This is a genomic window from Thermostichus sp. OS-CIW-31 (genome assembly GCF_054060305.1).
On the sequence record NZ_JBSSDA010000022.1, the window covers coordinates 25,092 to 45,369 of the forward strand.

Annotated in this window: 20 protein-coding genes; 8 read left to right on the forward strand and 12 right to left on the reverse strand. The window is 57.7% G+C overall.

Features of this window, described 5'->3' with window-relative positions:
- Positions 1-23 precede the first annotated feature (23 nt).
- Positions 24-1,178 carry a homocysteine biosynthesis protein gene (locus ACVWY9_RS11940; RefSeq protein WP_414329883.1) on the reverse strand — a complete coding sequence of 385 codons (1,155 nt, stop codon included), beginning with the start codon at positions 1,176-1,178 and terminating at the stop codon, positions 24-26.
- Between the two features lie 129 nt (positions 1,179-1,307).
- On the opposite strand from ACVWY9_RS11940, the gene ACVWY9_RS11945 reads away from it, so the two are divergent.
- Positions 1,308-2,237 carry an ABC transporter permease gene (locus tag ACVWY9_RS11945; protein WP_011431804.1) on the forward strand — a complete coding sequence of 310 codons (930 nt, stop codon included), beginning with the start codon at positions 1,308-1,310 and terminating at the stop codon, positions 2,235-2,237.
- Positions 2,234-3,058: an ABC transporter permease gene (locus tag ACVWY9_RS11950; RefSeq protein ID WP_414424115.1), complete on the forward strand. Its 825-nt coding sequence runs from the start codon at positions 2,234-2,236 to the stop codon at positions 3,056-3,058. The genes ACVWY9_RS11945 and ACVWY9_RS11950 overlap by 4 nt, the downstream gene beginning before the upstream one ends.
- On the opposite strand, the gene cpdA is transcribed toward ACVWY9_RS11950, so the two are convergent.
- The 4 genes from cpdA to ACVWY9_RS11970 form a co-directional block, all read right to left on the reverse strand.
- Positions 3,055-3,849: a 3',5'-cyclic-AMP phosphodiesterase gene (gene cpdA, locus ACVWY9_RS11955; RefSeq protein ID WP_011431802.1), complete on the reverse strand. Its 795-nt coding sequence runs from the start codon at positions 3,847-3,849 to the stop codon at positions 3,055-3,057. The genes ACVWY9_RS11950 and cpdA overlap by 4 nt on opposite strands.
- Positions 3,850-4,179: 330 nt before the next feature.
- Positions 4,180-4,704, reverse strand: coding sequence for a photosystem II reaction center PsbP (gene psbP, locus ACVWY9_RS11960; protein ID WP_414355432.1), 525 nt, complete (start codon positions 4,702-4,704; stop codon positions 4,180-4,182).
- Between the two features lie 263 nt (positions 4,705-4,967).
- Complete coding sequence (locus ACVWY9_RS11965) at positions 4,968-5,726, reverse strand: PspA/IM30 family protein (protein ID WP_011431800.1); 759 nt, start codon at positions 5,724-5,726, stop codon at positions 4,968-4,970.
- A gap of 37 nt (positions 5,727-5,763) precedes the next feature.
- A complete protein-coding gene (locus ACVWY9_RS11970) occupies positions 5,764-6,474 on the reverse strand; it encodes a polysaccharide deacetylase family protein (RefSeq protein WP_457388544.1) in 711 nt (236 codons plus the stop codon).
- A gap of 325 nt (positions 6,475-6,799) precedes the next feature.
- On the opposite strand from ACVWY9_RS11970, the gene polA reads away from it, so the two are divergent.
- Both polA and grxC read left to right on the forward strand, forming a co-directional pair.
- Positions 6,800-9,595, forward strand: a complete 2,796-nt coding sequence (gene polA / locus ACVWY9_RS11975) for a DNA polymerase I (protein WP_457388546.1) — start codon at positions 6,800-6,802, stop codon at positions 9,593-9,595.
- Positions 9,596-9,687: 92 nt separating this feature from the next.
- Positions 9,688-9,948 carry a glutaredoxin 3 gene (gene grxC, locus ACVWY9_RS11980; RefSeq protein ID WP_414418871.1) on the forward strand — a complete coding sequence of 87 codons (261 nt, stop codon included), beginning with the start codon at positions 9,688-9,690 and terminating at the stop codon, positions 9,946-9,948.
- Between the two features lie 11 nt (positions 9,949-9,959).
- Here grxC and ACVWY9_RS11985 read toward each other — a convergent pair whose 3' ends face one another.
- Positions 9,960-10,256 (reverse strand): DUF2470 domain-containing protein, encoded by a 297-nt coding sequence (locus ACVWY9_RS11985; protein WP_414418872.1) that lies wholly within the window; start codon positions 10,254-10,256, stop codon positions 9,960-9,962.
- 490 nt (positions 10,257-10,746) lie between these two features.
- The gene (locus tag ACVWY9_RS11990; RefSeq protein WP_457388549.1) at positions 10,747-11,412 is read right to left on the reverse strand and encodes a hypothetical protein; all 666 of its coding nucleotides are present in this window, start codon (positions 11,410-11,412) and stop codon (positions 10,747-10,749) included.
- Positions 11,413-11,499: 87 nt separating this feature from the next.
- Here ACVWY9_RS11990 and ACVWY9_RS11995 point away from each other — a divergent pair, with 87 nt between their 5' ends.
- Positions 11,500-11,886, forward strand: a complete 387-nt coding sequence (locus tag ACVWY9_RS11995) for a hypothetical protein (RefSeq protein ID WP_457388551.1) — start codon at positions 11,500-11,502, stop codon at positions 11,884-11,886.
- Positions 11,887-12,305: 419 nt separating this feature from the next.
- On the opposite strand, the gene ispG is transcribed toward ACVWY9_RS11995, so the two are convergent.
- From ispG to ACVWY9_RS12010, 3 genes are read right to left on the reverse strand one after another with little or no spacing between them, the layout of a single operon-like run.
- The gene (ispG, locus tag ACVWY9_RS12000) at positions 12,306-13,535 is read right to left on the reverse strand and encodes a (E)-4-hydroxy-3-methylbut-2-enyl-diphosphate synthase (protein WP_414331679.1); all 1,230 of its coding nucleotides are present in this window, start codon (positions 13,533-13,535) and stop codon (positions 12,306-12,308) included.
- Positions 13,536-13,584: 49 nt separating this feature from the next.
- Complete coding sequence (locus ACVWY9_RS12005) at positions 13,585-14,406, reverse strand: MOSC domain-containing protein (RefSeq protein ID WP_457388553.1); 822 nt, start codon at positions 14,404-14,406, stop codon at positions 13,585-13,587.
- Between the two features lie 45 nt (positions 14,407-14,451).
- Positions 14,452-14,967 (reverse strand): bifunctional nuclease family protein, encoded by a 516-nt coding sequence (locus tag ACVWY9_RS12010; RefSeq protein ID WP_011431791.1) that lies wholly within the window; start codon positions 14,965-14,967, stop codon positions 14,452-14,454.
- Between the two features lie 64 nt (positions 14,968-15,031).
- On the opposite strand from ACVWY9_RS12010, the gene ACVWY9_RS12015 reads away from it, so the two are divergent.
- Positions 15,032-15,814 (forward strand): cobalt-precorrin-6A reductase, encoded by a 783-nt coding sequence (locus tag ACVWY9_RS12015; RefSeq protein ID WP_457388555.1) that lies wholly within the window; start codon positions 15,032-15,034, stop codon positions 15,812-15,814.
- Between the two features lie 25 nt (positions 15,815-15,839).
- Here the strand turns inward: ACVWY9_RS12015 and ACVWY9_RS12020 are convergent, their stop codons facing one another.
- The gene (locus tag ACVWY9_RS12020) at positions 15,840-16,196 is read right to left on the reverse strand and encodes a single-stranded DNA-binding protein (RefSeq protein ID WP_414350270.1); all 357 of its coding nucleotides are present in this window, start codon (positions 16,194-16,196) and stop codon (positions 15,840-15,842) included.
- 336 nt (positions 16,197-16,532) lie between these two features.
- Here ACVWY9_RS12020 and ACVWY9_RS12025 point away from each other — a divergent pair, with 336 nt between their 5' ends.
- Entirely contained in the window at positions 16,533-18,689 is a 2,157-nt protein-coding gene (locus ACVWY9_RS12025; RefSeq protein ID WP_457388557.1) for an NAD(P)H-quinone oxidoreductase subunit 5, read from the forward strand.
- Positions 18,690-18,860: 171 nt separating this feature from the next.
- Positions 18,861-19,358, forward strand: coding sequence for an SMC-Scp complex subunit ScpB (gene scpB, locus ACVWY9_RS12030; protein WP_457388559.1), 498 nt, complete (start codon positions 18,861-18,863; stop codon positions 19,356-19,358).
- 184 nt (positions 19,359-19,542) lie between these two features.
- On the opposite strand, the gene ACVWY9_RS12035 is transcribed toward scpB, so the two are convergent.
- Entirely contained in the window at positions 19,543-20,193 is a 651-nt protein-coding gene (locus ACVWY9_RS12035; protein WP_414399269.1) for a peroxiredoxin, read from the reverse strand.
- Positions 20,194-20,278 lie beyond the last annotated feature (85 nt).

The window sequence follows — 20,278 nt, forward strand, 5'->3', positions numbered from 1 at the left end:
CCCAATTCATTGAGGGGAGGACGTCACCTGAGAGGGTTTTGGGGGAGAAACTCCCGATCCAGGGGCAGGGGGGCGACAGGTTGGGTGAGGGTAAATTGGCCGCTTTCTATCCACTGCTTGAGGATTTCGGCAATTTGTATGGAGCGGCGCAAGCTGGCCAGGGGAGCGGTGCGAATCTTGCGGCCATTGAGGGTGATCTGGCCGGATTTGAGTTGGGCATAGCTCACTAAGCCAAAGGTGGGCCGCACCCGGCGGGGAATGGAAAAGTCGATCACCGGTGCCACCAGTTCTTCATCCCGGATGGCGATGGCCTCCAAATCCGCAGGAGCGAGGATGGGAATGGGGATCCCGACCCCCAACATCAAGCTGGGGCCGTAGTTGCGGAAGTAGCAGCCCCTCACCCATTCCGCCTGCATTTGCTTGGCATCTCCAATCAGGGCCAGGGTGGCCGCCGGGCCGATGGGAGTTTGGTTGGGCAATCGCTTTTGCAATGGAAAGTGCTGGGTACCCTCCCAGGCGACGTAGCCGATGCCGCCTCCCAAAAAGATGCGGCTGCCGATCCCCACCCGGCGCAACAGGGGATCGTTCAACAAGGGGGATAGCTCTCCCGGGTTGGAATAGACGGCATTGCCCAGATGCGGTTCCAACAGACCCAAGTAGGTGTACAAAGGCCGATCCCCGCCGTTCACCCCGACGATGAAGTTTTGGTAGGCATTGCGGGGGTTGAACAGGTAAAACTGGTTGAGCTGATCCCGAGTCAGGGTGGTCTCGTAGTCGGCGCGGGGGTAACAATCGGTCACTTGGCCGATGGCCCGCAAATGGACGCGCTTGCCCGCCACCAGGTCGGCAATGACATGGCCGCCCCCATAGGCTTGATCCGCTTGCTCGCTGGGTTGGGCTGCCCCCAGGTAAAGATCCACCGCGCCAAATCCGGCATAGGCCGGTACCCCGTTCAGCCAAGCTTGGCGAATCTTGATGGGCGGATCCGTATGGCCCAGGTTCACAATGGCTCCTGAAGACTCCATTGGCTCAAAGGTGCCGGTGGTGATCACATCCACCTGCTCAAAGGCTTCCTGGATCCCCAAGGTGGCCAGCTTGGCTTTGGCTTCCAGGGCCGTCCACACCCGCACCTGGCCTTTGGCAATGCGTTGGTTAATCTGGTCTAGGGTTCTCTCCATGGGATGTAAAGATCGCAATGGTTGGTCGCGTTGGCGGTGTGGAGCACTAGGCAGTCTTGATCGCTTGATCGTCGAGGGATCCGCTCCCATCTTGAATTCTCTCGTGAGGCAGCTCTTGGGACTGGCTCAATGAATAGCTTAAATGGACGGGGATCTGGGCCGGTGGGGCTTAAGGGGATCCGGCAGTATGGGCCGCTTTTGCCGGCGTTGGGGTTGGTGGGCCTGCTCTACGGCGGGGGGCTGCTGCTGGCTCTGGCCCAGAGTGTGGGCCTCTACGGCCTGGGCGAGAGGGGGTTTACCCTGCAGGGGTATGGGGAGCTGCTGCGGGATGCGGAAGTCGGGGGATCCCTGTTGCTCAGCCTCAGAATCGCTCTGTTGGCAACGGGGTTGGCGCTGCTTTTGGGGCTGGGGCTGGCGCTGCTGTTGCGGGGGGTGGGGGGGTGGGCCATCTGGCTTGGCCAGTTGACGCTGCCGATTCCTCATTTGGTGGGGGTGGCGGGGATGCTGCTGCTGCTGGGGCCCAGCGGTTGGCTGGCGCGGCTGGCCTTCCAACTGGGCTGGATTGCCTCGGATCAGGATTTTCCCTTGTGGGTGAACGACCGCGGCTATGTGGGGGTGTTGCTCTATTGGCTTTGGAAGGAGATCCCGTTTGCCGCTCTGGTGGCGCTGACGCTGCTGCGCGGGATGGGATCCGAGCTGGAGCAACAGGCTCGTCTGTTGGGGGCTTCTGCCGCCCAGACGTTTTGGTATGTAACGCTGCCCTTGCTGAGGCCGGGGCTGCTGGCCACCGGGATTCTCATCTTCGGCTTTGTCTTCAGCGCCTTTGAGGTTCCCTTGCTCTTAGGGCCCACCTACCCGCGCACCTTGCCCGTTCTGATCTACCAGCGCTTCACCCACATCAACCTGGAGCAGCGGCAGCAGGCGGTGGCGCTGGGGATCATCCTGCTGGCTGTCTCGGCAGCGGTGGTCAGCCTAATCGGAGGGCTGTTTGCAGCCAGAGTATCCTTTCTGCAGCTGCCGTTTGGCTCAGCGGGACGGAGTCCTTGGAGAAAGCCGTGAAAGGACGCAGATGGATTGGGGGATCCCTGCTCCGCCTTGGGGTGGCCGGAGTGGCCCTCCTTTGGGCTTTGCCCTTTGGGGTGCTGGCCCTTTGGGCCTTCACGCGGGCCTGGTATTTTCCCGATGCCCTGCCCCGGGCATGGAGCATAGCCGGTTGGCAGCAACTGCTGAGCTGGGGATCCCAGTTCCGGGCAGCCTTCGGCCAGAGCTTGCAAATTGCCCTGTTCACCACCCTGCTGGCCCTGGGGGTGGGGATCCCGGCGGGACGAGTTTTGGGCACCCATCCTGTGCCCGCCTGGCTGCGCCTGCTGTTGCTGTTGCCCGTCATCACCTCTCCTCTGGCTGTGCTGATGGGGATCCAAGGGGTGCTGATTCGCCTGCGGCTAGACGGTGCCCTGCTGGGGGTGGTGCTGGTGCATCTGATCCCCACCATTCCCTACATGGCTCTGGTGATGGGCAGTGTGTTCGCCCGTTTCGACCGCGGCTACGAGGCGCAGGCCCGCTGTTTGGGGGCGGATCCCTGGCAGGTGTGGTGGCAGGTGACGTTGCCCCTCATTGCCCCTGGGGCAGCCATTGGGGCGGTATTTGCCTTTTTGATCTCTTGGAACGAATTTTTGCTCACCTTCTTTGTCGGCGGTGGGCGGGTTCTCACGCTGCCAATGCTGCTCTACAGCCTTTTGCAAGGGGGAAACAATACCCTGGTGGCTGCAGTGGCCTTCCTGTCGCTGCTGCCGGGGTGGTTGGCCTTGCTGGGGGCCAGCGTCTGTTTGGGGCAGGCCATCGGGCTACCCCCCACAGAGGTTCAAGAGGGGGAGAGCTAATATCCCTTCAGGGCCAGGTTGGGCCGTTGCAGAGCAGCTCCCACCCGTTGAACCTGAGTTTTGAAGCTGCCATCTCGCTCCAACCATATCTGCCTCAGGGCAGGGGGAATTACCTCCAGGCCAAACTGGGGGCTCTTGGGACGAAATTGCACACAGGTTGAGGGACAAGCCAGGTAATCAACCCCCTCCCGCCGGCGGTGCAGGTCTTGGTGAATATGGCCGAATACAACGAGGCGGATGTGGTCGAACTCGTCCAGAACCCCAAACAACCGCTCCGGCTGCTGCAGGGCACTTTGATCCAGCCAGGCAGAATCCACCGAAAAAGGGGGATGGTGCAGGGCCAACAAAACATGGTGTTGGGCAGCTTTGCTCCGCTGCAATTCCTGTCTCAGCCACAGCAGCGTGCGCTCCGTCAGGTAGCCGCTATCTTTGCCGGGCACGAGGGAGTTCAACAAAATAAAGCTCCAATTTTCCCGGCTGAAGCTCTTGTCCCCAAATAGCCGCTCGGCATGAAGCTCTTGGTTCATGGTGTGCAGGCGATCGTGGTTGCCTGCCAACCAGTAAGTATCGATGGGGAGAGCCTGCAAATGGGCTCTCAAACGAGCGTAGGATGCTGCACTGCCATCTTGAGAGAGATCTCCGGTGAGCAGCAGCAGATCGGGCAAGGGATCCAGAGCGGCAATGGCCTTTTGCACCTGCAGGAAAGAGGCTTCCGTGTCCACCCCCAGCAGCCGGTGATGGGGCTTGGCAAACAGATGCAGGTCGCTGATCTGAACCACGTATACGGTCATAGAGCAGGCCCAAGAGGGTGGGATCCCATCTCCGCAGGTTTAAAACACTACCGTTTTACGTTTTAACACCAGATGGCCCGGCTGGAACCCGTAGGTAGGGTCATTTCGATTCAAGCTAGGACACTGCACCCACACCCAAAACGTTGGTCGCGTCTTCGCGTCAGCGTTGCGGAGCAATAATCCCCAGAACCACAAGGCTTTTCTCAGTAGCCCAGGCGTCTCGCCCCCAACCTAAAATGACCATAACTCAGCCCTAAAGGGCTCAACCTTAACCTACCCAAGTCCGTCAACCCGGTTCAATCCCTTGAGAAAATCCTCTCAGGAAAAGCTTTAGGAAACATTCAGAGAGCGGCCCACGTTCCTAAAGGCAGCTTGCACCTGAGGCCAGCGGGATTCTTGGGTAGAGGCCGTCAGCGTATAGAGGCGATGGTGCCGAACGGTTACCGTCACCACCTCATGACGAAGCTGGGATCCCATATCGGTTTGGTATTCCAGCAGGTAATAGGGGTGCTCCTGCCGCTCAAAGGCTTCGGCAGCCAACAGCTTGGCCGAGCGACCGGATCCCTCAGGAGCAATGATCTTCTCCGCCACCAACTGCCCCACCTCAGCCGGGCTGCCCAAATCGGCAATCGTCTCCCCCTTGTCAAACGGGGCGATCATCAGGCTGACGTTCTCGGTCTCGTACACCAGGTCGCGCAGGAGTACCACCGGCCCTTTCCCCGGCCCAAGATTGACCGCCACCATGCCGTTGGGGTAAGCAAAAGCAAAGGCTCCGCTGGGATCCCTGTAGGCCCGCAGGTTAGAGCCTGCGGAACAGGCACAAACCACCAAGCTGAGGCAAACACAGAGCAGCAACAACGCCCTAGACAGCCACAGGCTGGTTGCGTAAGTGGGCCACAGGCCTGATCGGGCAGAATGCGCGCCTCGTGCTGCTGACATTGCTGGGATCCTCTCCTCAGATGGGTTGCCTATTGTTCCTTTATCATCCTAGTACGAGCGCACTCCCTCTAGCCCGTTGACCGTCAATTCCCAACGGAAAACTCCCCCTGCAACTTAGCAGCGGGGTTGCCGACGTGGGTTGAAAAGCGAGGGATCCCCAAGCTTGGAAGCAACTGCCGCTATTGAGGGAGCCGCTTCTCGAAATCCAAATCCGGCATCGGCAAGTTGGCCTGGGCACCTCCTTGGCCGGTGAGCATTGCCAAGCGGCGGGAGATTTCGTCGTCCATGGCCATTTCATCCAGTTGGGCAGCAATCTGCTCGCTGCGATCTTCCGAGAGTTCGCTCATGGCTCGGGATTTGAGCTGGCGAGCCTGGATAGCATTCTTTGCCGCCTCAAATTGGGACTTGGCCGAGTCGATGTTGTAGGAGTTGTTGACGCGGGTCATCTGCTCCAGAGCTTGGTTCACCTCGTTGATGTCTTTGAGGTTGCTCAGCTCGCTCTTGTAAGCGGCCAGTCGTTCTTTCTCGCGGGCCAGCTTTTGCTTGGCGGCGTTGACGTAGCGCTCGGCAGTTTCCACGTTCTCCTTGAGGGGGCCGAGAATGGCCTCAATTTGCAGCGCTTGGGACATAGCCAGGCGGGCAGCCTCTTGATCGCCTCGTTGGGCGGCCAGGCGAGCCTTGTTCTCCAGGGCCTGGTACTCCCGCACCTTTTGCATGTACTTCTGCTCAGCCCGCTGATAGGCGGCTACTTGGGTGGCAACGGCTTCCGTGAGACGCTGAACCGTCTCCTGCATCGTGCGTAGGGATTCTTCCGCCACCATCACCGCCCCTGTGCCGCCTTTCTCCACCGGGATCCCCCACAGCCAGTTCCAAGTTCCGACGATGACGCTGCCGGCCCGTTGCCCAAAAATGCCGTAGATAATCTTGCGTGCGCCCATGGCCTGACCCTCCTGCTTGTGCGTGCCTCTACTGTATTTAACTTTCTCCCTGACTGGAAAGATCCCAGGGATCCGGCAAGTGGACAAATTCAAATCCCCGCTTCTTCAAAGTTGGGATCAACTGCCGCGTCACCTCAACCACTTGGGCTCCTCCTTGTACCCCATCGTGCAGCACGATTAAGGAGCCAGGCCGCACCTGGGCCAGCACCCGCTCCACTACCACCGATACCGGTGGGATCAGCCAATCCTCAGGCACCACGCTCCACATCACCGGACAAAAGCCCCAACGGCGCAAATCCGCAAGCGTCTGCGGCCAAAACAAGCCATTGGGCAGGCGCACAGCCCGATAATCGTCAGGGATCCCGCCACAGGCAGCCACGAGGGTGGTTTGGCTGCGCTTCAGGCTCTGATAAAGCTCTCCAGGGGCAAGCTCGGTAAAAGGGCGATGCTGCCAGCCGTGAAGGCCAATGCGGTGGCCTTGTTGGCGGATCTGACGGGCTAGGTGGGGCCAGCGCTGCACCCGTTCTCCCAACACAAAAAACGTGGCCGACACCTGAAAATCCATCAAAACCTGCAGCAGAGCCGGAGTGTACTCGGGGTGAGGGCCATCGTCAAACGTCAGGGCCACCCGCTGGGTATGGGGATCTGCCGGCAGCTCCCACAGGCCGTCGGGAAAGAGAGTCTTGAGGCCCCAGTGCAGGGGTGGGTAGAGGGATGGGGGCAGGATTTGCCGAGAAGAGAAGAGCATTGTGGTGAGCTGTATGTTGTCCAAAACCAGAAGCCAATGCTTTGGGTGATCAGTTGGGTTGGCAAATTGAGGTGTTGCCGATCAAGCCAATAAATTGAAAAAATGGGCATGAGCATTGTAGCTAACAAAACAGACAGGGGTGGCGGGCCTATCGATGGCTTTTTGGATCTTGCCGTAGCCGGGTCACAGAAGTTGGAATTGGAATCCCGTCCTGTTGACCGCCGGGCGCTCTTGCTGAGTTCTTGAGGCCGATGATGGATGTGGGATCCTTCTCTGCCCCCAACCCAGATTCGATAGGCTGGATTCACCCTCAAGGTATCGGCTAATGGCTTTGAGAACTCCAACACTGCTGCTGGTGGATGGTCACTCTCTGGCCTATCGCTCCTTCTACGCCTTTGCCTACAGCCGCGAGGGGGGGTTGCGCACTTCCACTGGGATCCCCACCAGCGTCAGCTTTGGCTTTTTGAAATCGCTGTTAGAAGTCTTGGACAAATACACCCCTACCCATGTAGCCGTTGCCTTTGATACACGGCAGCCCACTTTTCGCCACGAGGCCGACGAAACCTACAAATCAGGCCGCCCGGAAACGCCACCGGAGTTTATCGAAGATGTGGAGAACCTGAAGCAGGTGTTGACGGCACTACGCATCCCGATTTTGGTGGTGCCTGGTTTTGAAGCCGATGACATTTTGGGCACCCTCAGTAGGCTAGCCCCCCAAGATTACCGGGTGCAGATCTTAAGTGGCGATCAAGATCTGTTCCAGTTGATCGATACCGATGGAAGAGTTCGGGTTTTGCACCTCAACAGCAAAGATCGCATCAGCGAGTTTGGCCCCGAACAAGTGAAAGAAAAATTGGGCATCTGGCCTTGGCAGGTGGTGGATTATAAGGCCCTCTGTGGTGACCCTTCTGACAACATTCCCGGGGTGAAAGGGATCGGCCCCAAGCGAGCTGTGGAGCTGCTGGAGCGCTACGGCAGTTTGGATGAAATTTTCGACCACCTGGACGAGATCCAAGGAAAAGTCCAGCAATACCTCAAAGAAGGGATCCCGGCGGCCCATCACTCGCAATTTATGGCTCGGATCAAATGCGACGTTCCTCTTTCTCCCGACTGGGAGAGCATGAAATTAACCGGGTTTGATCAAGCAGAATTGCTGCCGCTGCTGGAAAAATTGGAGTTTCACAGCTTCATCGCCCAAGTGCGCAAAATACAAACGGCTTTGGGGGGGATCCCAACCGAGGCAGAGGTGGTTGGCGCTTTTAATCCCACCGGGGATCCCGCAAACGCTCCTGACGAAGCCCTGTGGTTTGATTTTGCCCTCGATCCCGTCCCTTCTCTGCCGGCGGTGCGCATCATCGATACGCCGGAGCAACTGGAGCTTTTGCGGCAAGAGCTGCTGGCCTGCCCAGGGATTGTAGCTTGGGATACTGAAACCACCAGTCTAGATCCACGGGATGCCCAATTGGTGGGGATCGGCTGTTGTTGGTCAGAGGGAGATATCGCCTACTTGCCCATCGGCCACCGCCAGGGATCCAACCTGGATTGGGAGCTGGTTAAACAAAGCCTGCAACCCCTTTGGGAAGATCCCAACCGACCCAAAAGCCTACAAAACTGTAAGTACGACCTGAGCATTTTCCGCGCCCACGGGATCCGCCTGCAAGGGATCCAGTTTGATCCCATGTTGGCCAGCTACGTTTTGGATCCAGAAGCCAGCCACAACTTGGCCGATTTGGCAGCTACCCATTTGGGTTTGCCAACCACCAGCTACAAAAAGTTGCTGGGCAAGGAACAGTCCATTGCCGATATCCCGATTTCCAAAGTTGCAGAATACTGTGGAACCGACGCCTATTGTGCCTATCGTCTGGTGCCAATCCTCACCGAAAAGCTGCAGAAAACCGAACCGCGCCTGTGGGATCTTTTTATTCAGGTCGAGCTGCCCTTGGCCCAAGTTCTGGAAGAAATGGAGTGGATCGGCATTCGCATTGATACCGAGTTTCTGAGGCAATTTTCCCAAGAGCTGGAACAAGAGCTGCAAAGTTTGGAGCAGAAAGCTTATGCCCAGGCTGGAGAAACCTTTAACCTCAATTCTCCCAAGCAACTGGGATCCCTGCTCTTTGAAAAGCTGAAATTGGACATTCGCAAAACCCGCAAAACGGCTACTGGCTATTCCACTGATGCCTCAGTTTTAGAAAAGCTAGAGGGGGATCATCCTCTCATCGAAACCATTGTGCAATACCGCACCTTGGCCAAGCTAAAATCGACCTATGTGGATGCTCTGCCCGCCTTGGTGAGAAGGGATACCGGCAGAGTCCACACCGACTTTAACCAAACCGTTACTGCCACCGGCAGGCTCAGCTCCTCAAACCCCAACTTGCAAAATATTCCCATTCGCACCGAGTTCAGTCGCCGGATTCGACAGGCTTTTATTCCCCAAGAGGGGTGGCTATTGGCGGCAGCAGATTACTCTCAAATTGAGCTGCGTATTTTGGCCCATCTCAGCCAAGAACCTGCCTTGCTGGAAGGTTTTCGCTCAGGGGAAGATGTGCACACCCTAACCGCCCGCCTGCTCCTGGAAAAACAAGAAATAACCAGCGAAGAACGTCGCCTGGCCAAGACGATTAACTATGGGGTGATCTACGGCATGGGGGCACAGCGCTTTGCCCGCACTGCGGGGGTTTCTCTATCCGAAGCCAAGCAATTTTTACAGCGATTTAACGAGCGCTACGCCGGCATTTTTGCCTATCTGCGCTCCACTGAAGCCTTTGTGGAAAAGCATGGCTATGTAGAAACGATCTTGGGTCGCCGTCGCTATTTTCCCAATTTGTCTCGTCTGACAGGCCATCGCAAACAAGCCGAATTGCGGGCAGCTGTGAATGCCCCCATCCAGGGATCCGCCTCGGACATTATCAAAGTAGCAATGGTGCGCCTGCGGCAAAAGCTGCAGAACTTTCGTTCCCGCTTGCTCCTGCAAGTGCATGATGAGCTGGTGTTTGAGGTGGATCCCTCGGAATGGCAGGCCCTAAAACCGCTGATCCAAACAGAAATGGAAGGAGCGGTGCCCCTCTCCATACCGCTGGTTGTGGATATCCAAATCGGCCACAATTGGAAGGAAGCCAACTAGACCATGGGAGGCAGAAAACCCCAGGTTTGCAAGGAAAGGGATCCCGGCTCCGTGAAAATGTTAAGCTATGTAAAAGCGTTTGTTGTTTTCTTATGACTGTTGAGATTTACACCTGGCGTTTTTGTCCCTTCTGCATCCGGGCCAAGCAACTGCTGGATCGCAAAGGCGTGAAGTATATCGAGTACGCCATCGATGGAGACGAGGTGGCACGGGCGGAAATGGCCAAGCGGGCCAATGGTCGCCGTTCGGTGCCGCAGATTTTCATCAACAACCAGCACATCGGCGGCTGCGACGATCTTTATGCCCTTGAGTCCCGAGGCCAGTTGGATCGGCTCCTGCAACAGGTCAGCTAATCCCGTCTCCATTACTTCATAGCTTGCTTAACTTGGGCACGGGCCTGCTTCACCATGGCAATTAAGGTTTGATGGGCGTCCTCGGAGTCCCGCAGGGGGTGGTCGAAGCGGATCCGCAGCGTTTGTACGGCCCCGTCGACCTGCACCCGCAAGTCCATCCCTTCCGGGTCAATGGCCTGCATGCGGGCTTGGGTAACTCCTTCCACCTGGCCAAAGACCCTGGCGTAGAGGGCTATTGCATCGGCATGATCTTCGTTCATGTGCTTGCAGATGCGCTCGCTAACTTGGGGGGTGAGAGGATCGCCCATGGCAGTTGTTTCTGGCATACAGCCCTCAGTTTAAAGCTCCCGCCAGTCCACAGTAAACTACCCAACCCTACCCCTGGCCAGTACAATAATGCGGCTAACCCAGCGTTAAAAGCGGCGCTCCCAGATAGGCAGCCGTTTAGGTTTCAGAATAAAAAGGCAGGGATCCCTTCCCCTCCATCCCAGAGAACACCAGGAATCCAGGGGATCAAGCTTGTCCTTGGGCCTGTAGCTGATACATTTACGCTGAACACTGCTGAACATCACTGTTCAACTATGCAGCGATAGCATTCTGTTTGTTTCCAAACAGAATGGCGGTATCCCGCAAAGCTTTGAGTAGAATACCCAAAGCGCAGTTTCCGTGTCGTCTTACTACCAATTTTCTGCTTTGCTTTGGCTACCATGTTGGCAGACTCGAAAGTAAACAGAAAGATCAACTGGTAGTAATCCGTACTGAACATATTATACATTATTTTCAGTATAGTTGAGCTTATTATTGACTAGAGTCATGCTCCAACAGCTCATCTGCCATATCCAAAAAAGCCTCCCGATCCAGATAGGAGACATCTCCCACCCACTCCCCCAGCTTGACCACATAGACCTCGCTCAAGGTGGGCCGGCGCTGCAAATCGCGGGAATAGGCTTTCACCAACCCGAGCACCGATTGCTTTTTGACAATTCGCCTGTAGCGGGGATCGTCCTTGGCCCGCACACGATAGACGACTCCGGTCTCATCGCCAATTTCCATCTCAAACTGGCGCTCCCGCACCTCTTCAATGTAGAAGTTGCCATCTTCATCCAGCTTTTCTCGCTCTTCCACCACCACCTCGAAGCGGCGAGTACGCAGCACCTGCCCAAAAAACAATCCCCCATAGGGAATCTCGCGAAAGGCTAGCTGACGGCGGGAGATGGTATAGAGCGGCCCCCACAGGAAGGGATAGAGCAACGAGAGAATCCCGACCAGGAAGGCGATTGCCCCCAGAAAGGATCCCTCGCCGAAAGCGCGGGAAAGAACCAGCAACGCCACGCCCACCAAAATGGCCGTGATGATGCGGCCCGTGCTCTTGAGGGCATCGCTCCAGTAAGCGGCATACTGAAGGCGCGTTGGCACCACCGGAATCACCGATTCGCATTCTTCTGGGGTTAGCTCCAACAACATGCTCCAAGGATCCTCACAATGCCACACTCCATCTGCAACGGGCCAGACCCTATCTTAAAATGAGGCAGGGGCGCTTTGCCGCCGGGCTTGTCTGCTGCCAGTCCTTGCGCACTTGCCACTTCCATGCCGACAGGATCCCATCTCTCCCCAACCGGCCAGACCATCAGACAGCAGGTGGCCCAGTTGGACGAGGGATCCCGTCGCGACAAGGCTTGGCTGGGGGATGCGGTGTTGAGCTTGTTTGCCCGGCAGTGGCTGCTTGGGCCACCTCAAGACTGGCAAGTGCCTTCCCCGCCCAGTTGTGACCTGAATCGCGCAGAACTCTTCACGTGGCTGACCTCCAACCAATTTCTGTCGGCCCTCAGGGATCCCACGCAGGTGGAAGCGGAAATCGGCCTATCTAGGGCGGCTTTGTGCTATGCTGCCTGCAGCGGCAGGGTAGTCAACCGCTCTATTCGCGTCAGCGGGCCGTAGGCCTTAAACCCAACAGTCTCACGACTGGATGCAGCCTCAATAGGTTTTGTAGTTGTTGTTTGCAACGGTACCTAAGGGCATTGGGGAACCGCCCTGCACTCGCGTCAGCGGCGCGTAGCGCTTGGGGGAACGCCTGGGGAGATGAGCACCGCTGTCGTAGAGGGGCAACCCAACACGGTAAGTGCTGTCGCAGAACCAGGAACCAGAATCTCCTGCCTAAAGGCAGGGGAGTATGTCAAGAAACAGAAGGTCTGCAAGCAGCGTTTGAATATATCCAGGCGCACCTGCTGCCGCTGTTTGTAAGGCAGGTGAACAACCGCGCCAAAGCTCTGCGTGGCAAACGCCGCTAGCCAGTTTCTCAGCAAAGCAAGAGCGCGGCAGGATTGCTGGACAGGTCGCTTTTTGAGGGGGAAGCGGAATTAATGGGAAGAAGGGGGATCCACCCAGCGCCCATCGGCTTTGATCAGATCGATCAGCGCCTGGACACCTTCCGATTCCGGCACCCTCTTCACTTCCTCTTTGCCACGGTAGAGGGAGATCACCCCTGGCGTTTTACCCACATAGCCGTAGTCGGCGTCGGCCATCTCTCCCGGCCCATTGACAATGCAGCCCATCACGGCAATGTCCAACCCCACCAGATGCTGAGTTGCGGCGCGCACCTTCTGCAGCACCTCCTCCAAATTGAAGAGGGTGCGGCCACAGGAAGGGCAGGCCACATATTCCACCATGGTTTTGCGCAGGTTCAGAGCTTGCAAAATGCCGTAGGCCACCGGGATCTCCTTTTCCGGCGCTTCCGTAAGAGAAACCCGAATCGTGTCGCCGATCCCTTCAGCCAAGAGGGTTCCGATCCCCACCGCCGACTTGATGCGCCCATATTCTCCATCGCCCGCCTCGGTGACACCTAAGTGGAAGGGGTAATTCAGGCCCAGGGCATCGAAGCGACGGGCTGCCAGCCGGTAGGCCGCCAACATGACCTGCGGGCGGGAGGCCTTGAAGGAAAGCACCACATTGTGAAAGTCTTGCTCGGCGCAGATTTGGGCAAATTCCAGGGCCGACTCCACCATGCCCTCAGGCGTATCCCCGTAGGTGAAGAGCATCCGCTCTGCCAGGGATCCATGATTTACCCCGATGCGCAGGGCTTTGTTCTGGGCTTTGAGGGTCTGGACAAGGGGGGTGAAGGTTTCCCGGATTTTGTTACGAATGGCCTCAAATTCCGCCTGGGTATATTCTGTGCGACCGGGCTGAGGTTTTTCAAAGATGAACAACCCTGGATTGATGCGCACCTTGTCCACGTATTTGGCTACTTCCAGGGCGATCTTGATGCCGTTGTGATGGACATCGGCTACCAAAGGCACCGGCTTGTAGGTTTGGATCAGCTTCTCCCGAATCGCCTCCATCGCCTTGGCATGGGCCATGCTGGGAACGGTAACCCGCACAATCTCTGAGCCCGCCTCGTGCAGACGGCGGATCCCGGCTACTGCTGCGTCGATGTCGAGGGTGTCCTCGTTGATCATGGACTGTACCACCACCGGGTGCTGGCTGCCGATCAACACATCGGCTACGGCCACCGTACGGGTGGGGCGACGGGGATAGACCGGTTCTGGGTAGGGCTGCTGGGTGGGGGCGTTGGGCCGATCCAGGGTTTGCATAGCTTGGTCAAGCCAAAAGAGCTGCTCTAGCTTGATTGTAGGTCGGAAACTAACCTGGGGTTCGATTCAGCTCAGGGTAAAGGCTGAGGGGTTCAACCCCGAGGATTTCGACGGGATCCCCAACCCTCAGGTGCTTGCCCGCCTCCGTTCTCGGGATCCACGTATTGATCCCAAGGCGATAGAAATGGTCAAAGCGGCTGGCTTCGGCCCAGGGTGGCAAGGTTTTCTGCCGTTGCGCTACGAAGTGCTTTTGAAAACCGGGATAGGCCTCTCCGCTCAGGGGATCCCGAGTGGGCACCACACAGCGGGCGCAGGGGTTGAGGCCCAGCAGCTCCACTTCCCCAATGCGAAAGCGCACCCCTTGATCTGCGCGGGCAAAGAGCCGATCCTCCCAAAAGGCAGAGCAATCCGACAGCTCGATATTCATGCGAAAGCGCTGCCGAACCGCTTCCAGGGTCAAGTTGGGGAACCAACCGGCCACCGTCTCCAGAGTGGCTGTGCTGATCAGGGTGGGGCCGTTGGCATAGGGATCATCCGGAAACCCCCTGAGAGGCTCCTCCAGCAGTTGCACCGGAAAACCGAACCAATCGCTGAGCCAAGTCTGCAAAGCATCCCGCTGCTGCTGCAGGTCAAACTGAGCCGCCTTGCCCTCCCCCCACAACTGCACCCGGCACAACCGGGGATCAAACCGGGCACGCAGGCGGTGGACTGCAGCATGGCGTTTGCCGTTCACCCGCTTCCCCTCCGCATCCAAGAGGGCGTAGCGGCGATCCCCTTCCAAAGTTCCCCCCGCCGTCAGCCTCACCTCAGACAGAGGGATCCCATCCAGGGACTTGATGGGATAGACCGTTAACCTGGCAACCTGGGGCATGGCCTGTCTGCCGGGATCCCTGGGGGTGGGATCCGCCTTAGCTGCTTAACTGTCGGCTTCGGTGGGATGGTCGGTCATGGGGTAGCTGCGGATAAAGTCTCTGGGGGTTACATTTTCTACAAACTTGCGAAAGGCCTCCCGCTCCGCCTCGTCGGCATCCTGGTTCATGGGGATCGAGGCTTCCGCAATGACCTCTTCCACCGTCCAGATGGGAACATGGGCCCGCAGAGCGAGGGCAATGGCGTCGCTGGGGCGGCAGTCGATCTCTTGTTTTTTGTCACCATTCACGGTGACGAGCACCGCGTAGAAGGTGTTATCCAGCAACGCGTGAATGATGACTCGCTCCAGCTTGATCCCCCACGTCTTCCAGGAGTTGAGGATGAGATCATGGGTCATGGGGCGCAGTGGCTTTTGGTCGTCCAGGGCCTGCAAAATGGCGTTGGCCTCTGCTTTTCCCACCCAAATGGGCAGGGCACGACGCTCACTGCCATCGCGCAGGATGACAATGGGGTTTTGGTTGACGGCATCGACCGCAATCCCAGCCACATGCATCTCGATCATGAGCAATTGCCTCCAGCCGGTGATCTTGATCGTATCTACGGGCGTCAAAGTTTGGCAACACACCATGAGCTCAGTTGGTAGTCCAGTTGAAGTGGCTTTGATCGGGGGCACTAGCGAGAGCCGCAGCTTGGCCGACGCCCTCAGCCGGCAGGGGATCCCTTGGGTGGCAACCGTCACCACCGAAGGGGCCAGAAGACTGTATCAGGATTTGCCCGGTCAGGTGGTGGTCACCCGATTTTCGCCGTCATCTCTGGAAGAATTCCTGCAAGAACGCCGGATCTGCGTGGTGGTGGATGCCTCTCATCCTTTTGCCCTGCAGATCTCGCAACTGGCCATCCGGGTGACGGCCCAACTGGGGATCCCCTACCTGCGCTACGAACGCCCTCCTCTGGAGCTGTATCCCTGGGTCCAGGTGGTGCCGGACTGGCAGGGGGTGCTCACAGAGGCGGTGCTGGCGGGGCGGCGGGTGCTGCTGACGGTGGGAGTGAAGGCCCTGCCCCTGTTTGTACCTTGGCAAGATCGCTGCCAACTGTGGGCACGGGTGCTGCCGGAATCGGTTCCCCAAGCGGTGCAAGCCGGGATCCCTGCCGAGCGGGTGATCGGGATGCGCTTGCCCCTCAGCTTTGAGCAAGAACTGCAGCTTTGGCAGCGGTTCAGCCCTCAGGTGGTGATCAGCAAAGCTTCTGGGGAAGCAGGTGGGCTGGGGATCAAACAGGCAGTGGCCAAAACCCTGGGGATCCCTCTGTGGGTGATCCGGCGACCCCCGTTGGACTATCCCTGGTGCAGCCAGGATTTGACAGCAGTGGTGCAGGCCTGTAGGCGATGCTTGGAAGGAGCGGGACCTTGAGGTTGCCCAGCTCCAGTCCAACGGGTCAAAACGGCTCTTCGGGGGGCAGGTTGGAGTCGCGGTCTTGACGGGATCCCAGCAGTTCTAGGCGATCTACAGCGATGATGGGCCTCTGGCGCTCTTCTCCGGTGGATTTGTCTTTCCAGCGATCGAACTTGAGGCTGCCCGTTACCCCGATAAGACTGCCTTTGCGCACATACTCTCCGGCCACCTCGGCAGTGCGGCCCCACAACTCTAGGCTGAACCAATCGGGCTTGTCTTCTCCTTTGCGGAATCGGTTGACCGCCAAGCTAAAAGTACAGACCACCTTGCCTGACTCAAAGTAGCGCACCTCCGGATCCATGCCGGCTCGCCCCACCAGGGTCACCAGGTTCAAGCTCATGGGTAGTTTCTCCAGACCGCCAGTAGATCTAGCCTTCGTTGTAGCGCTCGCAAGGGATCCCTGTCATCTTTTTGCTTGCGACCGTCAGCTTGGGCTCAGAGCCGATTCTTTAGGATATTTACAGATTTAGCTGCGGGGATCCCGATTGATCTCTGGGAAAAGCCTCTGCTGTGATGGACTTGATGCTCGGGATCCGGATCCGCACTCTGTCGCAAAAGTTTACAATGGCAGAAGCAGTTGAGCAAATGCCAGCCCACCAGACACTCCCACCGGCCAATTGCAGGGCTAGCAGAGCAGGTTCGTTGCTGTGAGAGGACGCATTCGGAAGCATTTCCCATGGAATTCATCTACACATACGCCTGGTTGATCCCCGTCTATCCTTTGGTGGCAGCCTTTCTCCTCGGCTTAGGTATCCTGATGTTCAACGCCTGGACAAGGGCCAACCGCTCTTTGGCTGCCTTTTTGAGCGTGTTCGCGACCGGGACGGCGATGGTTCATGCCTTTGCCCTTTTGGTCAGCCAGGTGCAAGGGCACGAAACCGTCCTCAGAACCATCACCTGGGCCCAGGCGGGATCCTTCTCGGTGGACATGGGCTTTGTCGTGGATCACCTGAGCGCCATGATGCTGGTGGTGGTGACCACGGTGGCCTTTCTGGTGCAGATCTACTCCCATGGCTACATGGCCCACGATCCCGGCTATGTGCGTTTCTACGCCTACCTGAGCTTATTTAGCTCCTCGATGCTGGGCTTGGTGGTCAGCCCCAACCTGGTGCAGATCTACATCTTCTGGGAGCTGGTGGGGATGTGCTCCTACCTGCTCATCGGCTTTTGGCACGACCGGCAGGCGGCGGCAGAAGCAGCGCAAAAGGCGTTTGTGGTCAACCGGGTGGGAGATTTCGGCCTGCTGTTGGGCATCTTAGGTTTTTACTGGATTTCCGGTACCTTCGCGTTCAACGAGATCGGGCGCAACTTGCAGGAGATGTTGGCTGCCGGAGCGGTGAGCAGCAGCTTGATTGCCCTGTTTGCGGTGTTGGTGTTCTTGGGGCCGGTGGCCAAGTCGGCCCAGTTCCCGCTGCATGTGTGGTTGCCGGATGCCATGGAGGGCCCCACGCCCATTTCCGCTCTCATCCACGCAGCCACGATGGTGGCGGCTGGGGTATTCCTCTTGGCCCGCATGTTCCCGGTGCTGGAAGGGATCCCGGTGGCTATGGACATCATTGCCTGGACAGGGGCGGGCACGGCCTTTTTGGGGGCCAGCATTGCCATCACCCAAAATGACATCAAAAAGGGCTTGGCCTACTCCACCATTTCCCAGCTGGGCTACATGGTCATGGCCATGGGGTGCGGCGCCTATGGGGCGGGCCTGTTTCACCTGATGACCCACGCCTACTTTAAGGCGATGCTCTTTTTGTGCTCTGGCTCAGTTATCCACGGCATGGAAGCGGTGGTCGGCCATGACCCGGTTTTGGCCCAAGACATGCGCCTGATGGGGGGGTTGCGCAAATACATGCCGGTTACGGCCATCACGTTTTTGATCGGCACGTTGGCCATTTGTGGGATCCCGCCCTTCGCCGGCTTTTGGTCTAAAGACGAGATCTTGGGCGCTGTTTTCGAACGGAACCCAGCTCTGTGGGGGGTGGGCTTCCTCACCGCCGGCATCACTGCCTTCTACATGTTTCGCATCTATTTCCTCACCTTTGAAGGGGAGTTTCGCGGCACCAACCTGAGACTGCGGCAGGAGGTGGCTGTCAGCGCGGGTCGTCCTGTGCCGGCTTTTGCCTATGTTTTCGCGGGGAAACAGCCGGCCTTTGGCCCTGGAGCCATGAACATTCAAGAAAAACCCCAGCCCAGCAGCCATCCTGAAGCCCACGAAAACCTGCACGACGGAGATGCCCATGCCTCAGAGCCCCATGAGTCCCCTTGGTCGATGACCTTCCCGCTGTTGGCTCTGGCCGTCCCTTCTGTGCTGATTGGCCTGGTGGGTACCCCTTTTGCCAACTTCTTTGAAGCTTTCATCCACCCACCGACTGAGTCTGTGGCAGAGGCAGGCTCGATTTTACCGCTGGTGGCAGCAGAGTGGCAGGAGGTGCTGGCGGGCCATTTCGATTGGGCAGAGTTTCTAATCATGGCGGGTAGTTCCGTGGGCATGGGGCTGATCGGCATCACCTTGGCCAGCTTGATCTACTGGCAAAAGCGCATCGACCCGGGCACCTTCCCCCAAAGCCTGCAGCCGCTCTACTACTTCTCCCTCAACAAGTGGTACATTGACGACCTCTATGAGCGAGTCTTTGTGCAGGGCACCCGCTTCGTGGCACGGGAGGCGCTGGAGGTGGACAGCCGCATTGTGGATGGTGTGGTCAACCTGACGGGCTTGGTGACCATGGTGAGCGGCGAGGCGATGAAATACCTGGAGAGCGGCAAGGCCCAGTTTTACGCCTTGATTATCTTTGCGGCGGTGGTGGTGATGGTGGTGGCATCAGGGGTAGGGTTCTAGCTCGAAGGCGAGGATGGATCCGGCCCGCTTGGCCAAGGGATCCCTCAGCCTAGAACTGCTGCTATGCTACGGAGCAAGTTGAGCGGATCCCTTGTTGCAATGGCCCCGCGTTCTCTTAAGTCGATTTCGCATCCCTTGTTGGCGGAAAGGCAAGGTCAGAGGGAGCGTGTCTTGGCCCTGAAAAATCGGATCGAAGCGATCCTCTACTTAAAAGGGCAGCCCCTGGAGCTATCGGCCCTGGCCCAGTTGGCCCATTGCAGTCGCGACGAAGCCTACGATGCGCTGCTGGAATTAATGGAAGACTATGCCCATCGCGATTCTGCCTTGGAGGTCTTACAGGTGGAGGAGGGGTTTGCCCTGCAGTTGCGGGAGCCGTTTTTGGAGCTGGCCAACCAGCTTTTACCCCCTGAAATTGGGGTGGGTGCTACCCGTACCCTGGCTACAATCATTCTGCGTGGCCCGCTCTCGCAAGCCGATTTGGTGGAGTTGCGCGGTCAAGGTGCTTATCAGCACGTGGCAGAGTTGGTGGAAAAAGGCTTTGTGACCCGCTATCGCAAAGAAGGCAGCCGTTCCCCCTGGTTGCGGGTGACCGATAAGTTTCATCGCTACTTCACGGTAGATGAGCTGGCCAAAAAAGCAGCAGAGGCGGCTTCTTTCCCCGAAGAATAAACTTTGAAGAATAAACTTTCCCCAACTGCAAAATGAGGGATCCCTAACTCCCCTCTCCTAAAGGGAAAGTGTCTCAATCTGGCTTGAAATAAAAAAGGATCCCCTGGTCGGGGATCCAAATCGAGGGGAGCGCAGCTTCGGCAGAGAAGGGATCAGCCGAAAGTAGGTTCGATTGCTGAGACTTCTACTTGTTGGGCTGAGGGGTGACCCGCAAATAGGGCTTAATTTCCTTGTAGCCTTTTGGGAACTTCTCTTTCAGCACTTCCGGATCTTTCAGCGAAGGCGGAATGATGACATCGTCACCGTCTTTCCAGTCGGCAGGGGTGACGACATTGTACTTATCCGTCAGCTGTAGGGCATCGATCACCCGTAGGAGCTCGTCGAAGTTGCGGCCCGTGCTGGCCGGGTAGGTGAGAATGAGGCGGATCTTCTTATTGGGATCAATAACGAACACCGAGCGCACCGTCAGGGGCAGCCCTTCTTGATTGAGGTTGGTTTGATCCAACATGCCGTAGAGCTGAGAGACCTTGCGGTCTGCATCTGCCAAAATGGGATAGGTCAAAGTGGCGTTCTGGGTTTCCTCGATGTCTTTTACCCAGCCGACGTGGGAGTCCACATCGTCCACACTGAGGGCGATCACCTTCACACCCCGCTTTTCAAATTCGGGCATCAGCTTCGCAACAGTGCCCAGCTCTGTGGTGCAGACCGGCGTGTAATCGGCGGGGTGAGAGAACAGCACCACCCAGCTATCTCCAGCCCAAGAGTAGAAGTCAATTTCGCCGTGGGTAGACTTTTGCGTGAAATTGGGAGCAGTATCGCCAAGTCGGAGAGACATACGCTCTTGATCCTCCGTAAAAGGGTTCAATCCGGTGAGACAGGGATCCGGATCTTTCGACCCGATCCCTCCCGATCTTGCCACA

Coding starts and splice junctions, on each gene's coding strand:
- ACVWY9_RS11940 (WP_414329883.1), bottom strand. CDS start 1,178: ATGGAGAGAACCCTAGACCAGATTAACCAACGCATTGCCAAAGGCCAG.
- ACVWY9_RS11945 (WP_011431804.1), top strand. CDS start 1,308: ATGAATAGCTTAAATGGACGGGGATCTGGGCCGGTGGGGCTTAAGGGG.
- cpdA (WP_011431802.1), bottom strand. CDS start 3,849: ATGACCGTATACGTGGTTCAGATCAGCGACCTGCATCTGTTTGCCAAG.
- ACVWY9_RS11965 (WP_011431800.1), bottom strand. CDS start 5,726: ATGGGCGCACGCAAGATTATCTACGGCATTTTTGGGCAACGGGCCGGC.
- ACVWY9_RS11970 (WP_457388544.1), bottom strand. CDS start 6,474: ATGCTCTTCTCTTCTCGGCAAATCCTGCCCCCATCCCTCTACCCACCC.
- polA (WP_457388546.1), top strand. CDS start 6,800: ATGGCTTTGAGAACTCCAACACTGCTGCTGGTGGATGGTCACTCTCTG.
- grxC (WP_414418871.1), top strand. CDS start 9,688: ATGACTGTTGAGATTTACACCTGGCGTTTTTGTCCCTTCTGCATCCGG.
- ACVWY9_RS11985 (WP_414418872.1), bottom strand. CDS start 10,256: ATGGGCGATCCTCTCACCCCCCAAGTTAGCGAGCGCATCTGCAAGCAC.
- ACVWY9_RS11990 (WP_457388549.1), bottom strand. CDS start 11,412: ATGTTGTTGGAGCTAACCCCAGAAGAATGCGAATCGGTGATTCCGGTG.
- ispG (WP_414331679.1), bottom strand. CDS start 13,535: ATGCAAACCCTGGATCGGCCCAACGCCCCCACCCAGCAGCCCTACCCA.
- ACVWY9_RS12005 (WP_457388553.1), bottom strand. CDS start 14,406: ATGCCCCAGGTTGCCAGGTTAACGGTCTATCCCATCAAGTCCCTGGAT.
- ACVWY9_RS12010 (WP_011431791.1), bottom strand. CDS start 14,967: ATGATCGAGATGCATGTGGCTGGGATTGCGGTCGATGCCGTCAACCAA.
- ACVWY9_RS12015 (WP_457388555.1), top strand. CDS start 15,032: ATGAGCTCAGTTGGTAGTCCAGTTGAAGTGGCTTTGATCGGGGGCACT.
- ACVWY9_RS12020 (WP_414350270.1), bottom strand. CDS start 16,196: ATGAGCTTGAACCTGGTGACCCTGGTGGGGCGAGCCGGCATGGATCCG.
- ACVWY9_RS12025 (WP_457388557.1), top strand. CDS start 16,533: ATGGAATTCATCTACACATACGCCTGGTTGATCCCCGTCTATCCTTTG.
- ACVWY9_RS12035 (WP_414399269.1), bottom strand. CDS start 20,193: ATGTCTCTCCGACTTGGCGATACTGCTCCCAATTTCACGCAAAAGTCT.